Genomic DNA, 14,552 nt, shown 5'->3' with positions numbered 1-14,552 from the left:
ACGTCAGGTCACGTCAAGAACGCAGTGAGCGCAGCGGCCAGGTGACCGGGGTCGTCGGCGCCGCACAACTCGCGAGCCGAGTGCATCGACAACTGCGGCACGCCGACGTCGACGGTCGAGATCCCCAGACGAGTGGACGTGATCGGTCCGATCGTCGACCCGCACGGCATGTTGTTGCGGGACACGAAGACCTGCCACGGCACCCCGGCGCGCTCGCACGCCTGCTGGAACATCGACGCCGTCTCGGCCGAGGTGGCGTATCGCTGGTTCGCGTTGATCTTGATGGCGGGGCCGGCGTTGACGATCGGCCGGTGGTCGGGCTCGTGCCGATCGACGTAGTTGGGGTGCACGGCGTGGGCGTTGTCGGCCGACACGCAGGCCGACGAGGCCAGCGCTCGAAGCAGCGCATCACGATCGCCGCCGAGTCCTCGTACGAGGCGGTCGAGTACCGCTTCGAGGAAGGGGCCCTGCGCGCCGGTCGTCGAGGCGGATCCGACCTCCTCGTGATCGTTGAAGACGAGGACGGCGACCTGGTCGGTGGGCTCGGCGGCGACGAGCGCCGTCGTGGCTGCCCAACACGACGCGAGGTTGTCGAGGCGGCCCGATGCGAGCAGCGACGAGTCGGCGCCGAGCACAGCGGCTCCCTGCACGTCGTAGAGGCACAGCTCCCACCACGACGGGGATTCATCGAGATCGGCTTCTGCGCCGATCCATCGAGCGAACTCCCCGCGCGTCGCTCCGCCGACCCCCCACACGGGTGCGAGGTGTTGTTGCGGATCGAGCCGGAGTCCGCCCGAGTTGACCTCACGGTCGAGATGGACCGCGAGTTGCGGCACCCTCGCCACGGGTCGACGTACGTCGACGAGCCTCGTGCTGCCGTCACTCGACACGAGCCGGCCGGCGACGCCCAGGTCGCGATCGAGCCACGTGTTGTTCAGGATCCCGCCGTAGACCTCCACGGCGAGTTGTTTCCACCCGACCGTGGACGAGTCGGGATTCGGCTTCACTCGCAGGCACGGCGAGTCGGTGTGTGCGCCGACGATGCGGAATCCGGCCGCGGCGTCGGGATTCGCAGGCAGGCGCCAGGCGATGACGGCACCCTCTCGCACCACGAGACCGGCGTCGGGAATCGACGGCCACGGTTCGCGCTCGTCGAGTTCGACGAAGCCGTCGAGTCGTCGAACCGTCGATGCAACCGCGTGCCACGGCGATGGTGACTCGTCGAGGAACGAGATCAGATCCGCACCGGGCGTCATGTCGGTCGTGATGCTGCTCGTGATGCCGGCGTTCATGATGATCAGCCTCGCTGGAACATTCCCATTGGCAACCCGGTGTTGCGAAGGTGGCTGGTTTCGTTGATGGTGACGATCGATCGTTCGCCACTCGACGCAGCAGCGATGCGATGGATCGAGGTGTAGTTCGGGTAGAAGAACCCTCGGGTGTCCTCGGGCAGCCCGAGCACGCGGGTGACGTAGGCGTTGATCACGCCGCCGTGGCAGACGATCGCCACGCGGCCTCCCCGGTGATCGCCGATGATCCGCTCGATCGCTCCCACGGTGCGTTCGTTGAACTCCTGCTGCGTTTCGGTGCCCTCCCAGGCCCCGTCGAGCATCTGCTGCCAGCGAGGGTCGTTCGCGGCTTTCAGCTCCTCGACGGGCACGTACTGCGGGCTGTCCTTGTCGTACTCGGCGACGTCCGCCTCGATGACGACATCGAGGCTGCGGCCGTCGGCGACGGGCTCCGCCGTCTGACGCGCTCGCTGCAGCGAACTCGCATAAACGGCATCGAGGTGCTCCGATGAGAGATACTGACCGAGATGCACCGCTTGCGCGATCCCCGCTTCCGAGAGTTCGGGGTCGGCGATTCCTTCCTCGAGTTCTCGGCGAACGGGCAGGGCATGGCGGATCAGTAACAGTTCCATCGACGGATAGACAAGCAGATATGACGCGCAGAACGAAGATCGTGGCGACCATCGGCCCGGCGAGCAACGATCCCGAGACCTTGCGCGAACTCATCGCGGCCGGTGTCGACGTCGTGCGACTCAACCTCAGCCATGGCGAGGTGGACGAGCATCTCGCGGTGCTCGAGCGGGTTCGCACGGTGGCCGAACAGGTCGGTCGGCCCGTTGCGGTGCTGGCGGACCTTCCGGGTCCCAAGGTCCGGTGCGGCGAGTTCCCCGACGGCGGCGTCGACCTCGCGGTCGGGTCGCTGATCGAACTCGTCCCGGGCGACCACGACAGTTCTGCCGAACGCATCTCGGTCGACTACGAGACCTTGTTGGTCGATCTGTCCGTCGGCGCCTCGGTCCAACTCGGCGACGGCGCGATCTGCTTGCAGGTCGTGGAGATGTCCGATGACCGTGCGTTCGGACGCGTGGTGACCGGTGGTCGGGTCAACGGCTCGCCCGGTTTCCATCTTCCGTCGGAATCGCTCCGCCTGACCACACCGACCGACGAGGACCTCGTGCTCGCCGAGATCATGGCCGATGCCGGTGTGGAGTTCATCGCCGTGTCGTTCGTCCGTCGAGCGAGCGATGTCGACAAGGTCCGCGCCGTCGTGGGAGATCGAGCGCACCTCGTGTCGAAGATCGAGACCGCGGCGTCGATGGACCACCTCGACTCGATCATCGCAGCGTCCGACGCCGTGATGGTCGCGCGTGGGGACCTGGGCATCGACTGCCCGATCGAGGATGTGCCGCACCTGCAGAAGTTCATCATCCGAGCCTGTGTCGAGGCCGGAGTTCCGGTCATCACCGCGACGCAGATGATGGAATCGATGATCGTGGCCCCGACGCCGACGCGCGCCGAGGTCAGCGACGTGGCCAACGCCGTGTTCGACGGAACCGATGCGGTGATGCTGTCCGGCGAGACTGCCATCGGCCGCGACCCGGTCGCCGTCATCACCACCATCGCAGCGGTCGCTCGCCGCGCCGAGCGCGAGGCGAGCTATCGGCAATGGGCGAACCGCCTGGGCCGGCTACAGCGCGAGCACAAGGTGGGTGCCGTCGACGTCGGGAGCCGCATCACGATGGCCTTGTCGCACGCGGCGTCGCAGGCAGCGATGGACTGTGATGCCTCGGCGATCCTGTGCTGCACTCGCACCGGACGAACGGCCCGGGCGATGGCGCGTTTTCGTCCCGATTCATTGATGATCGGGTTGTCGCCCGATCCCAAGACCGTCCGTACGATGGCGTTGTCGTGGGGCGTCGAGCCGGTCGAGGTCGAGATGTACGAGTCGACCGACGAGATGGTGTGGTTCGCTGTCGAGACCACGCTGCAGCGCGGGTTGATCGACCACGGCGACACCGTGCTGGTGCTCGCCGGCGCTCCGACCGGCGGGCGTAGCGGCAGCATGCCGCGAAGCGGCCCCAATGCGGCGACCGACGTGCTCCGCCTCGTCCAGGTCGACTGATCAGGCGATCGCAGGCCGCACGCTTCGTCCCCACGCGAACGCGATCGCGGACAGGACTGCGGCTGTGGCCGACAGGGTGATCGTGCCTTCGACGCCGTGGATGCCGTAAAGCCATCCGCCCACGATCGTGCCGGTGCCCCGAGCGAGGGTGCCGACGCCGTTGGAGATGCCGAGGGTGGTGCCGCGGGCTTCCGGCATCGCCTCGCTGACGAGCGAGAAGGACGTGACGATCGCGAACTCGAACCCCATGAGGAATGCAAGGATGCCGACGACACCGATCCACAGGGTCGCGTCGGCGGCCGCCATCACGCCCAGTCCGACGATGAGGAGCACGATCGCAGCCACCGTGCCGCGTAACTTGCCGATGCGGTCGGCGAACGCAGCCGACGAGACGCTGGACAGCAGTTCGACCGCTCCGAACCCCATCGCGACGAGCCCGAGCCCACCGGTCGACACGCCGAACGCGTCGTCCAGCCAACTGCCGGAGATCGCGAACACCGACAGGCCCGCCATCGCGACGAACGCCGAACCGATGATCGTCAGCCACGCGGCGAGATTGACCGATCGGAACATGCCACGAGGGGCCCCGGAGGTCGCTGCTGGGCCCGCCACGACGGTCACCGAATCGGCTCGTGTGCTCGGTCCCACCGGTGCTAGCGGGGGCACCGTCAAGACCGCCGACCGGGCGATCACGGCGGCCAGGACGGTGGCAGCGGCGGCCAGCATGACGTAGGGCGCTCGCCATCCGAACAGAGAGATCAAGACGGCGATCAACGGGGCGCCGAGCAGCAGGGAGAACGCCCATGAGGTCTCGAACAGCCCGATCGATCGAGCGCGTTGCGCGTACGGCACGCGGCTCGCGATGAAGGCGTGGCCTGCCACGGTGCAGTTCGCCACACCGAACACGATGAGCACGGTTCCGATGGCGAACGTGAACGTCGTGCCGACCAGGGCGACGAAGGAGGCGACGGCGATCGCGGCCAGTCCGACGGTGATGATGAGCCGCTCTCGGCCGCGGTCGAGGTGTCGGCCGATGGCGACCGTCGACAACCCGGCGACCTCGCTGGCGCCGAGAATCGTGGTCAATTGAGTGGTCGACGCTCCGAACGCACGCTCGAGCGTCGGCAGGAAGGGCGGGACCCACCGCAACGCGGTGTTCGCAACGGCCTTGGCGGCCGTCAGACGGGGAAGCGCCTGAGCGGCGCCGGTCACGCGGCCGACTCGGCGCGCACTGCTGACTCGTCACGCGGATCGGAAATCGTGACGGTGAATCCGAAGAACGAGCAGTCGGTGTCGATGAAGCTGACATCGGTGCCCTGCCGTTCGAACGCGTTCGTCACACGGTCGGCACAGTCCTGCAACGACGTGCGCTGCGACCAGACCGCAAACGCCAACAGCGCCAAGACGGCACCGACGGCGACTTTCTGGACGATCGTCTTCATCAACCACGCAGCGAGCAGCGAGCCCGCTGCGAAAATGACGGCGATGCCGATGGCGATGTTCTTGGCAGCGTCGAGGTCGAGTCCATCCACCGCCACAGAGTAGACCCGTCGATCGTCTCGACACCGGTACCCTCGTCGCGGTGAGCGACACGCCGATCCAGTTCTCCAGCGGTCTCCCGACGACCGTGATCCCTGCGCCTGACGCCGCCGACGCGGAGCGCCTCGCTACTGCGTTGGCGCTCCCGGCCGACGAACGACGCTCGGCGGTCGTGGACGTCGTGGCTGCCTCCCCGAGGTTCCTCGCGGCCTGGGCCGAGTTGGGCGATCTCGGACGCGACGTGATCGAGCGTTATGCGGCCTACCGGGTCGGCTACCACCGTGGCCTCGACACGTTGCGCGCCAACGGATGGCGGGGCAGCGGCTACGTGCGCTGGAGTGAGCCGACGAACCATGGTTTCCTGCGCTCGTTGCGCGGACTCGGCCAGATGGCCGCAGCGATCGGCGAAGACGACGAAGCCGAACGGTGCGCACAGTTCCTGCTCCAGCTCGATCCTTCCGGCATCCCGAACTGAGCCATGCCGTCGGGAGTCATGCTCGCCGGCGGTGCCAGCTCGAGGATGGGGCGAACCAAGGCGCTGATCGAGATCGATGGCGAGCCGATGGGCAACCGGGTCCTGCGGGCGTTGCGGACGGCTGGGTGTGCCCCGGTCATCGTCTACGGCGGGGATCCGGACGAGCTCGCCGGACTCGATGCTGACGTGGTGCCCGACCGTCATCCGGGGTCCGGTCCGCTCGGCGGCATCGTGGGGGTGTTCGAGACGCTCGACGTCACGACCGTGCTCGTCGTCGCCTGCGATGCGCCGGACCTCGACCAAACCGTGCTGGGGCCGCTGCTGGCTGCCGCCGAGGCCGCTCTTGCCGGAGTCGGTGACGGCGAGTCGCCCGACGTGGTCGTGGCCGACACCGGTCGCCTCGAACCGATGTGCGCAGTGTGGCATGCGTCGGCTCGAGACGAGTTGGTGCGCTGTTTCGAGGGCGGCGAACGCGCCGTGCATCGGGCCCTGCGAGGGCTGCGCGTATTGCCGGTCTCGGTGCCGGCTCGCGGCCTACGCAACCTCAACACGCCCGGTGACGTCGCCGCCAGGAAGCGGCGACCGACGCCGTGACGCGGTCGTCGGTCCGTGTACTGCAGCGTGCACTGCATCGTCGGCTCCTCCACGTCGTGCCAGAGTGCGCGCTGTAGGGTCCGGGGCCGTGGATATCGACTTTCAGTGGATCGACTCGCAGCCCGAACTGGATGCGCTCGTCGACGAGCTCGTCGCCTGTCCTCGCTACGCCCTCGATACCGAGTTCCACCGGGAGCGGACCTACTACCCGAAGCTCGCGCTCGTGCAGGTCGCCTGGCTCCGCTCCGACGGGTCGGGACAGGGCTCGGCACTCATCGATCCGCTGACCGTCGACGTGCGCGTGTTCGAGCGGCTGTTCGCCACGGACTCGTTGTGCGTCATCCACGCGGCCCAACAGGACCTCGACGTCCTGACCCACTCGGTCGGCGCCGTGCCGAGCCGGATGTTCGACACCCAGATCGCGGGCGGTTTCGTCGGCTACGGCACCCCGTCGCTGGTGTCGCTGCTCCAGGGTGAGATCGGCATCTCCCCGGCGAAAGGTGATCGCCTGACCGATTGGCTGCGTCGGCCGCTCACCGAGGCTCAGCAGCAGTACGCCGCCTCCGACGTCGAGTACCTGCTGCACGTGCATGATCTGCTCGTCGCGAAGTTGGAACGGGCCGGTCGGGTCGACTGGGTCCTCGATGCGTGCGAGGAGCTCCGGACACGGCCGGTGTCGGGTGCGTCCCCCGACGATGCGTGGCTTCGGCTGAAGGACGCTCGGTCGCTCAAGCCGCGAGGGCGCGCCGTGGCGCAGGCGGTCGCCGCCTGGCGTGAGCGTCGGGCAATGCGCACCGACATCCCCGTTCGACAAGTGCTTCCCGACCTCGCGATCCTCGGTATCTCGCAACGCGCGCCGAGCTCGATCAACGAACTCAAGCAGGCCCGCGGTGTCGACGAACGGCACACGCGTGGTGGCATCGCCGACGAGATCCTCGAGGCGGTGAAGTCAGCTCGTGACGCCGATCCACCGGAAGCGCCCCGTTCGGCCGACGATCTCGATCGGAACCTCCGCCCGGCGATCACGCTGATCTCGGCATGGGTCGGTCAGCTCGCCCGCGACGAAAAGATCGACAACGCACTGCTCGCGACTCGCTCGGACATCGTCGCGCTCCTGCGCGACGATCCGGACGCTCGGTTGTCGATGGGATGGCGCGGTGAGCTGCTGGGCGAGGGCATTCGTCGCCTCGTGTCGGGCCAAGCCGGCCTCACGTTCGACCCGCAGGGGCGCCTGACGCTCCAGCCCGTGTAGTGCGGTTCCGTTTGTACAGCAGCGCCGTCGAAGCGCTCAGGCGTGCACGGTGCGCCGCAGGCGTCCCCACAACCGATCGAAGACCTCGATCGGCTCGGCCGCCCGGCTGCCGTAGGAGTGGATCGGGCGCCGCTCGCCGACCGCCTGGTTGAAGACCACCCGCTGAGGGATCGACGGCTCCCAGATCGCGGAGGATCCCACGATGCGGGTGAGTTCGTCGATACGGCGCTCGGCCTCCGACGACACCGCTGGAACTCGATTGAGCAGCACCCCGCTCAACTCGAGATCGGGGTTGTGCAGATCCCAGATGTCGTCGATCGTGTCGGCTACCCCGCCGATGCCGCGAAGCCCGAGCGCGGACGGCTCGATCACCACGAGCGCGTGGCGAGCAGCGGCGAGTCCGTTGACGGTCAGGTTGCCCAGCGACGGGGGACAGTCGATGAGGATGACCTCGTACTGGGTGAGATCGACCGAGGTCTTCTGCAGGGCCTTCGCGAGACGGGTCGCCGTGCCGTCCTCGAGTCGCTGTTGATCGGGGCGGGCCGGCACGACGTCGACGAGGTCTCCCCACGCCGAGACGCGAATCGCCTCCGCGAGGAGATCGGCCTTGGGTTTCGCGTCGAGCACGTCGCCGACCGACACCTCGACGTCGCTGGGATCGACGCCGAGCACCCAGGTGCTCGAGCCCTGCGGATCGAGGTCGACGACGAGGACGCGACGACCAGCAGCCATGGCTGCCGACGCCAATCCGAGGGTGACGGTGGTCTTGCCGACCCCGCCCTTCTGATTCAGTACCGCAACGGTCCGATCGGTCATTTGCTCACATGCTGCCACAGGACGACGCCGTTGCCCAGGGGCGACGCGATCCGGTCGACTCGAATCAATGTTCGATCACGATCCGCGAAGTCCCAGGTCCAGGCGGTACAATGATCTGCAATGTCCGATTTCTAGAGTGTGGGAGCCCTGTCGTGAAGAAGGGTCGGCATCGCCGTTTCGAAGAGGCGAGAAAACTCAAGCAGTCCGGGCCGGGAGCTTTCGATCTCGGCTTTGGCGACCGCGAAGTGTCGTCGAACGACGACGACGATGACGAAGACGAGTACGCCGCCTTGGCGGAGAAGTACGGCGTCACCTTCGACGAGGACGACGAGGACGAACTCGTCGACTGAGTCGCTGACCGGACGTCTCAGGACGACGGTTCGGGCTGCGCGGACTCACCGGAGGAGGTGGCTCGGCGCAGCGCAGGATGTGGAAGCGGAACCCATTCGGATCTCTGCATCTGCGCGGCCATGAGCTCGTAGATGCGAGCGCCGACCAGTTCGACGATCTCGTCTCGCGCACTCCGATACAGAGGCTCGGCGCCAACGAACGCGTCCGGCTCCTCGGTGCACCACCACCCGAAATCGGCACCGCCTTCGCCCCAGTCGCGCCGCTTCCACTCGCGCAACCGTGAGGTGACGTGACCGGACTCGTCCGATGAGTGCTCCAGTCGCAGCGGCACCTGCCAGCACACCTGCGGCTTCCAGTCGAGCGGTCGTTCGCCTGCTTCGACGGCGGCGATGTGCAGCGCACACCCCACGCCTCCCGCGAAGCCCGAACGATTCAAGAAGATGCACGCGTCGTCGACGAGTCGTGTCTGCATCGTCGGCTCACCGTCGGCGTCACGATCCCCCTGCGTGGTGAAACCCTTCTTGGCCAACTTTGCGTGGAACTGCATGTGATCGGGTCGGAGCCGCTCGGCGTGGCGCTCGACGTTGGCGAGGTCGTCGGCGTCGACGAAGTGCGCGCCGAAGCTGCAGCACCCCAACGCCGAATCGGTCGCTGGTTCGTCGAGGATGCCCTGGCAACCGCAGCCGTAGATGCAGGTGTAATTCGAGCGCAGATACGTCGCATCGAAGACCCACGTTCGGTGTTCGTCGGGATCGTCGAAACTGATCCACTCGTGCAGATCCTCCGGCGGCTTCGACATCGAGACCGAAGCTATCCCGGTCGTTCGCAGGCTGGGGAAACATCGCGGCGGCGGGCGATCCGTCGTCGGTAGGATTCCAGGCCGTATGACCAGTGGGACGCACACGCCGATGAGCGCGGATCAACTCCGTGACTCCTTCACGGGATTCTTCGCCGAGAAGGACCACACGGTGGTGCCGTCGGCAAGTCTGATCCCGCACGATCCGACCGTCATGTTCAACGTCGCTGGCATGGTGCCGTTCAAGTCCTACTTCGTCGGCGACGAGCAACCGCCCTACGAGCGAGCGGTCAGCTCGCAGAAGTGCGCTCGGGCCGGCGGCAAGCACAACGACCTCGACGACGTCGGACGGACCAAGCGACACCTCGTCTTCTTCGAGATGCTCGGAAACTTCAGCTTCGGCGACTACTTCAAGTCGAAGGCCATCCCGTGGTCGTGGGAACTCGTGACCGAGCGCTGGGGCTTCGATGGCGACCAGATCTGGGTCACCGTCCACGAGACCGACGACGAGGCCGAGGCGATCTGGCACGAAGAGGTCGGTGTGCCGATGGAGCGGATCCAGCGCCTCGGCGACAAGGACAACTACTGGCAGATGGGCGATACGGGCCCCTGCGGCCCGTGCAGCGAACTCCACATCGACCGGGGTCCCGCGTTCGGGCCGGACGGCGGACCGCTCGGCGATCCGTTCGGTGACCGGTTCATGGAGTTCTGGAACCTCGTGTTCATGCAGTTCAACCAAGCGGCCGACGGCTCGCGCACGCCGCTACCCAAGCCGTCGATCGACACCGGGGCCGGCCTCGAACGCATCCTCGCGCTCAAGCAGGGTGTCGACTCGGTGTGGGAAACCGATCTGATGCAGCCGCTCATCGACGCCGCACAGTCGCTCACCGGCAAGACCTACCGAGTCGGTGACTACGATGACCGAGACAGCTTTGGCCTGCGCGTGCTCGCGGAGCACGCTCGTTCCGGCGCGATGTTGGTCAACGACGGCGTCTTCCCGTCGAACGAGGCCCGTGGCTACGTGCTGCGACGCATTCTTCGACGCGCGGTGCGCTTCGCCTACCTCCTCGGGACCGACAAGTTGGTCATGCCACAGCTCACCGAGGTCGCCATCGACGTGATGTCGAACGCCTACCCGGATCTGCGCAAGAACCAGGACTTCATCGTCAGTGTCATCGCCAAGGAAGAGGAGCGCTTCCGTCACACGTTGAAGAACGGGCTGTCGATCCTCGACACCTCGCTCAGCGATGACGACGAGGCCGAGGTGCTGTCGGGTTCGACCGCGTTCTTGCTCCACGACACCTACGGGTTCCCACTCGAGTTGACCCAGGAGATCGCCAGCGAACGCAACGTGGAGGTCGATCTCGCCGGCTTCACGACCGAGATGACCGCGCAACGTGAACGTGCGAAAGCCGCGGCCAAGGGAGCGGTCGACGACGCCACGCTCGACGGCTATCGCGAAGTCGTCGAGCAGTTCGGCGTCACCGAGTTCGTCGGCTACAGCGACAACGAGGCGCAGAGTCGCGTCCTCGCGGTCATGGAGGCCGACGACGGCATCGTCGAGATCTTCCTCGACCGCACGCCGTTCTACGCCGAATCCGGTGGTCAGATCGGCGACACCGGCGCGATCGTCACCGACACCGGCCGCGCCGAAGTACTCGACACGACGTTTGCGTTGCCCTCGCTGCGTCGCCACACGGCGCGCATCGTCGACGGAGTCGTCACGGCCGGTCAGGTCGCGACGGCCACCATCGACGTCGAGCGGCGCGATGCGATCCGCCGCAACCACACCGCGACGCACCTGCTGCACCACGCGCTGCGTCAGGTCCTCGGCGATCACGTCAAGCAGGCGGGCTCGTGGGTCGGCCCCGACCGCCTCCGCTTCGACTTCTCGCACTACGACGCGGTCACCGCCGACCAGATCCTCGAGATCGAGCGCCTGTCGAACACCGAGACCCTCGCCAACACACCGGCGAGAGCGTTCGAGACCACGAAGGACGAAGCCGAAGCGTTGGGAGCGATCGCGTTCTTCGGCGACAAGTACGGCGACATCGTTCGCGTCCTCGAAGCTGGCGCGTCGGTCGAACTGTGCGGTGGCACGCACGTGCGTGCGACAGGCGACATCGGCACGATCAAGGTGATCAGCGAATCGTCGATCGGATCGAACCTGCGTCGAATCGAGGCGTTCACCGGAGCGAACAGCGTCGCGTTGCTGCAGCGCGACGAGCGGTTGATCTCCGACGTCGCCGGAATGGTCGGGACCAATGCCGACGATCTCGCTGGCGGCGTGCAACGCAAGCTCGACGAGATCAAGTCGCTCAACGACGAGATCAAGGCGCTTCGGTCACAGCTCGCGATGGGGCGCGCAACCGAGATCGCCGCGATCGCGAACGACGGCGTGGTGGTCACGCAGGTCGACGGACTCACGCCGGGTGATCTGCGAGAACTGGCCATCGCCGTTCGTCAGCAACCGAGCGTGCACCTGGTCGTATTGGCGGGGGAGACGCCGACGGGTGGGGTGGCGCTGGTCGCTGCGGTACCGCCCGGCAGTACGCAGCCAGCATCCGACCTGCTCAAAGACGCAGCCCGTGCCGTCGGTGGCGGTGGCGGCGGAAAGGGCGACATCGCGACCGCCGGGGGCAAGGACCCGTCCGGCATCCCCGAGGCGCTCGCTCGCGCTGCGGCCGCGATCTCGTCGTTCGCTTGAGCGCAGCACCGCGGATCCCGGGCGTTCGAGCCCTCGGCGTCGACCTGGGATCGAAGCGCATCGGCATCGCCGTGTCCGATCTGTCCGGCACGATCGGCTCGGCGCTGACCACGGTGCATCGATCGAAGTCCCGTCGACACGACCACGAGGCGATTGCAGCGTTGGTGCGCATCGAGGAGTGCGAGGTCGTCGTGGTCGGGCTCCCGCTGTCGTTGGACGGCACCCACGGCCCGGCGGCCCGAGCTGCCACCAAGGAAGCACGCCAGCTGGCTAGCGTCGTCGGCGTGCCGGTCGAGATGTACGACGAACGTTTCACCACGGTCACCGCCGAACGCGGCATGCTCGAAGCCGGCCTCGACGCAAAGCAGCGTCGCCAGGTCGTCGACAAGGTCGCAGCGGCGGTGATGCTGCAAGCCTGGCTCGATCACCGTCGTAACACGTGGGGGACGACCCCGTGACCACCAAACTCGACCCGCTGCTACCCGAAGCCGAGATCGATCCCGACGATCGTCCGGCACTCGACTGGCCGACCGACCCGTGGGACAACGCCGATCGCACGGGCACGGTGGAGCGCCTGCGTCGCCAGACCCGACCGATCAAGTGGCTCGTCTATGGCTCGATGGTCGTGGCCGTCGTCGCCATCTTGATCGCTGGTGGGGTCGGTTGGTGGTACCTCGGCAAGATCAACCCGGACGGCGAGCCGGGCGACCGCGTCAGCTTCACCGTCAACGATACTGACGACGTCGAGTCGCTGGCGCTTCGCCTCGAAGAGGCCGGACTCGTATCGGACGCCAGCGTGTTCGAGTGGTACGTCGATCGCAACGGCGGGATCGAACTCACCCCCGGGTACTACGAGATCCGACCGAACGACCACATGGGCAACGTGCTCGGTCGTCTCCGCACGCCGCCTGGCCAGACCTACAGCCGCGTGACGTTCCCCGAAGGCTTCACCATCGATCGAATGGCTCAGCGACTCGAATCATCGGTCGACCGACTGACCGCTGCCGAATTCGTCGAGGCGGCATCTGACCCGTCGATCCGATCGATCTGGAGTCCGCCCGGCTCTGCCTCGCTCGAAGGCTTGCTCTTTCCCGACACGTACCAGGTGTCGAACGCCGAGTCCGAAGCGCAGGTGATCGAGCGGATGATCGCGTTGATGGAGCGCGTGGGCGCACAGGAGGACATCGTTGCCAAGAGTGCTGCGCTCGGCCGGACGCCGTACGAGACGCTGATCATCGCATCGATGATCGAACGCGAAGCAAGGGTCGAGGAAGACCGCGCCAAGATCTCACGCGTCATCCACAACCGCCTCGCTGTCACGGCAGCCAACCCTGACAACCCGTTCCGGCTGCAGATCGACGCGGCGGTGCTCTACGGGCGCAACCAACTCGGACTCGACACCGATCTCCCGTTCCGCGAGCTTCGTCAGATCCCGTCGCCGTGGAACACTTACCTGATCGACGCGTTGCCGGCGACACCGATCGCCAGCCCGGGGCGAGCCTCGATTCGTGCCGCGCTCAACCCGGCGCCCAATCCCGCGCCGGGTGACCCGATCTGCCAGGTGTTGCCGCCCGAAGACCGCGACGAGTGCTTCTACTTCTACTACGTGCTGGCCGACGAAGACGGGAGCCACGTGTTCGCCGCGACCGGCGAACAGCACAACGCGAACGTGGCGCAGGCCGCCGCCGACGGCTTGCTGGACTGATGCGCGCTCCTTCCGGAACCGGACGGCTGGCTGCCGTGATCGGTTCGCCGGTCGTACACAGCTTGTCGCCGGCGATCCATCGTGCCGCGTTCGCTGCAGCCGGTATCGATTGGTCGTACGTGGCGTTCGACGTGCCAGCGGGGAAGGCCGACGAGGCGCTGTCGGCGATGCGCTTGCTCGGGATCAGCGGGCTGTCGGTGACGATGCCGCACAAAGAGGCCGTGTTCCGCGCCGTCGACCGCCTCGATCCAGCCGCTCGCGCACTCGCCTCGGTGAACACGGTGAGCTGGGATGGCGACGAACTGGTCGGGTCGAGCACCGACGGCGCCGGCTTCGTCGCGTCATTGCACGACGACGGAGTCGACCCGGCGGGCGCACGAGTGGCGGTCATCGGCGCAGGAGCGGCAGCACGCTCCGTCATCGACGCGCTCGCGCGTGCCGGATCGCTCGACATCACCGTGCTCAACCGGAGCCACGAGCGCGCCGAGCAGGCGGCGGCCCTCACGCCGCGGGCGTCGGTCGGGATCCTCAGCGACATCACGCGCGCTGACATCGTCGTCAACGCGACCAGCGTGGGTATGGGTGTCGACCCGGCGACGGCGAACGACCGCGATCTCGCCTGCGACCCGACGCTGCTGCACGAGGGTCAGGTGGTCGCCGACCTCGTGTACCACCCGCTCGACACGCCGTGGCTGGTACGGGCCAGAGACGTCGGCGCCCGAACGATCGACGGACTCGGCATGCTCGTGCATCAAGCGGCCGCGCAGCAACGAATCTGGCTCGGCCCGGACGCCGTGGTGGACACGGCAGCGATGCGACGAGCCGCCCTCGACGAACTCGCACGCCGCTGACCTCGCGGTGTGCCGTGGTGCCAGGCACGATGTCCTTTCTGGGCCAGGGGAGGTC

General features: G+C 67.1%; 15 protein-coding genes. 9 read left to right on the top strand and 6 right to left on the bottom strand.

What is annotated here, in order from left to right; all coding sequences use genetic code 11:
- Positions 1-8: 8 nt before the first annotated feature.
- Positions 9-1,292 carry a M18 family aminopeptidase gene (locus tag ACE37B_RS02680; RefSeq protein ID WP_409921734.1) on the bottom strand — a complete coding sequence of 428 codons (1,284 nt, stop codon included), beginning with the start codon at positions 1,290-1,292 and terminating at the stop codon, positions 9-11.
- Positions 1,293-1,297: 5 nt separating this feature from the next.
- Positions 1,298-1,921, bottom strand: coding sequence for a histidine phosphatase family protein (locus tag ACE37B_RS02675; RefSeq protein WP_409921733.1), 624 nt, complete (start codon positions 1,919-1,921; stop codon positions 1,298-1,300).
- A gap of 20 nt (positions 1,922-1,941) precedes the next feature.
- Here ACE37B_RS02675 and pyk point away from each other — a divergent pair, with 20 nt between their 5' ends.
- The gene (gene pyk, locus ACE37B_RS02670; RefSeq protein WP_409921732.1) at positions 1,942-3,411 is read left to right on the top strand and encodes a pyruvate kinase; all 1,470 of its coding nucleotides are present in this window, start codon (positions 1,942-1,944) and stop codon (positions 3,409-3,411) included.
- Here the strand turns inward: pyk and ACE37B_RS02665 are convergent, their stop codons facing one another.
- Positions 3,412-4,623 carry an MFS transporter gene (locus ACE37B_RS02665; RefSeq protein ID WP_409921731.1) on the bottom strand — a complete coding sequence of 404 codons (1,212 nt, stop codon included), beginning with the start codon at positions 4,621-4,623 and terminating at the stop codon, positions 3,412-3,414.
- The gene (locus ACE37B_RS02660; RefSeq protein WP_409921730.1) at positions 4,620-4,943 is read right to left on the bottom strand and encodes a hypothetical protein; all 324 of its coding nucleotides are present in this window, start codon (positions 4,941-4,943) and stop codon (positions 4,620-4,622) included. The genes ACE37B_RS02665 and ACE37B_RS02660 overlap by 4 nt, the downstream gene beginning before the upstream one ends.
- Positions 4,944-4,993: 50 nt before the next feature.
- Here ACE37B_RS02660 and ACE37B_RS02655 point away from each other — a divergent pair, with 50 nt between their 5' ends.
- The 3 genes from ACE37B_RS02655 to ACE37B_RS02645 all read left to right on the top strand — a co-directional run bounded on the left by ACE37B_RS02655 (position 4,994) and on the right by ACE37B_RS02645 (position 7,271).
- A complete protein-coding gene (locus ACE37B_RS02655; RefSeq protein WP_409921729.1) occupies positions 4,994-5,425 on the top strand; it encodes a DUF3151 family protein in 432 nt (143 codons plus the stop codon).
- A 3-nt stretch (positions 5,426-5,428) separates the two neighbouring features.
- A complete protein-coding gene (locus ACE37B_RS02650) occupies positions 5,429-6,019 on the top strand; it encodes a molybdenum cofactor guanylyltransferase (protein ID WP_409921728.1) in 591 nt (196 codons plus the stop codon).
- A gap of 88 nt (positions 6,020-6,107) precedes the next feature.
- On the top strand, positions 6,108-7,271 hold the full coding sequence (locus tag ACE37B_RS02645) for a ribonuclease D (RefSeq protein ID WP_409921727.1): 1,164 nt from the start codon (positions 6,108-6,110) through the stop codon (positions 7,269-7,271).
- A 36-nt stretch (positions 7,272-7,307) separates the two neighbouring features.
- On the opposite strand, the gene ACE37B_RS02640 is transcribed toward ACE37B_RS02645, so the two are convergent.
- Positions 7,308-8,087 (bottom strand): ParA family protein, encoded by a 780-nt coding sequence (locus ACE37B_RS02640; RefSeq protein ID WP_409921726.1) that lies wholly within the window; start codon positions 8,085-8,087, stop codon positions 7,308-7,310.
- A 152-nt stretch (positions 8,088-8,239) separates the two neighbouring features.
- Between ACE37B_RS02640 and ACE37B_RS02635 the strand changes: the two genes are divergently transcribed.
- Positions 8,240-8,437: a hypothetical protein gene (locus ACE37B_RS02635; protein WP_409921725.1), complete on the top strand. Its 198-nt coding sequence runs from the start codon at positions 8,240-8,242 to the stop codon at positions 8,435-8,437.
- A 17-nt stretch (positions 8,438-8,454) separates the two neighbouring features.
- On the opposite strand, the gene ACE37B_RS02630 is transcribed toward ACE37B_RS02635, so the two are convergent.
- Positions 8,455-9,237, bottom strand: a complete 783-nt coding sequence (locus ACE37B_RS02630; RefSeq protein WP_409921724.1) for a hypothetical protein — start codon at positions 9,235-9,237, stop codon at positions 8,455-8,457.
- Between the two features lie 85 nt (positions 9,238-9,322).
- Between ACE37B_RS02630 and alaS the strand changes: the two genes are divergently transcribed.
- The 4 genes from alaS to aroE are packed head-to-tail and all read left to right on the top strand — an operon-like array spanning position 9,323 to position 14,497.
- The gene (alaS, locus tag ACE37B_RS02625; RefSeq protein ID WP_409921723.1) at positions 9,323-11,941 is read left to right on the top strand and encodes an alanine--tRNA ligase; all 2,619 of its coding nucleotides are present in this window, start codon (positions 9,323-9,325) and stop codon (positions 11,939-11,941) included.
- Positions 11,938-12,399: a Holliday junction resolvase RuvX gene (ruvX, locus tag ACE37B_RS02620; protein ID WP_409921722.1), complete on the top strand. Its 462-nt coding sequence runs from the start codon at positions 11,938-11,940 to the stop codon at positions 12,397-12,399. The genes alaS and ruvX overlap by 4 nt, the downstream gene beginning before the upstream one ends.
- The gene (mltG, locus tag ACE37B_RS02615) at positions 12,396-13,646 is read left to right on the top strand and encodes an endolytic transglycosylase MltG (protein ID WP_409921721.1); all 1,251 of its coding nucleotides are present in this window, start codon (positions 12,396-12,398) and stop codon (positions 13,644-13,646) included. The genes ruvX and mltG overlap by 4 nt, the downstream gene beginning before the upstream one ends.
- On the top strand, positions 13,646-14,497 hold the full coding sequence (gene aroE, locus ACE37B_RS02610) for a shikimate dehydrogenase (protein ID WP_409921720.1): 852 nt from the start codon (positions 13,646-13,648) through the stop codon (positions 14,495-14,497). The genes mltG and aroE overlap by 1 nt, the downstream gene beginning before the upstream one ends.
- Positions 14,498-14,552 lie beyond the last annotated feature (55 nt).

Origin of the sequence: Ilumatobacter sp., assembly GCF_046290335.1 — a bacterium.
Taxonomy (GTDB): Bacteria; Actinomycetota; Acidimicrobiia; order Acidimicrobiales; family Ilumatobacteraceae; genus Ilumatobacter_A.
This window is presented reverse-complemented; position numbering and strand designations above follow the sequence as displayed.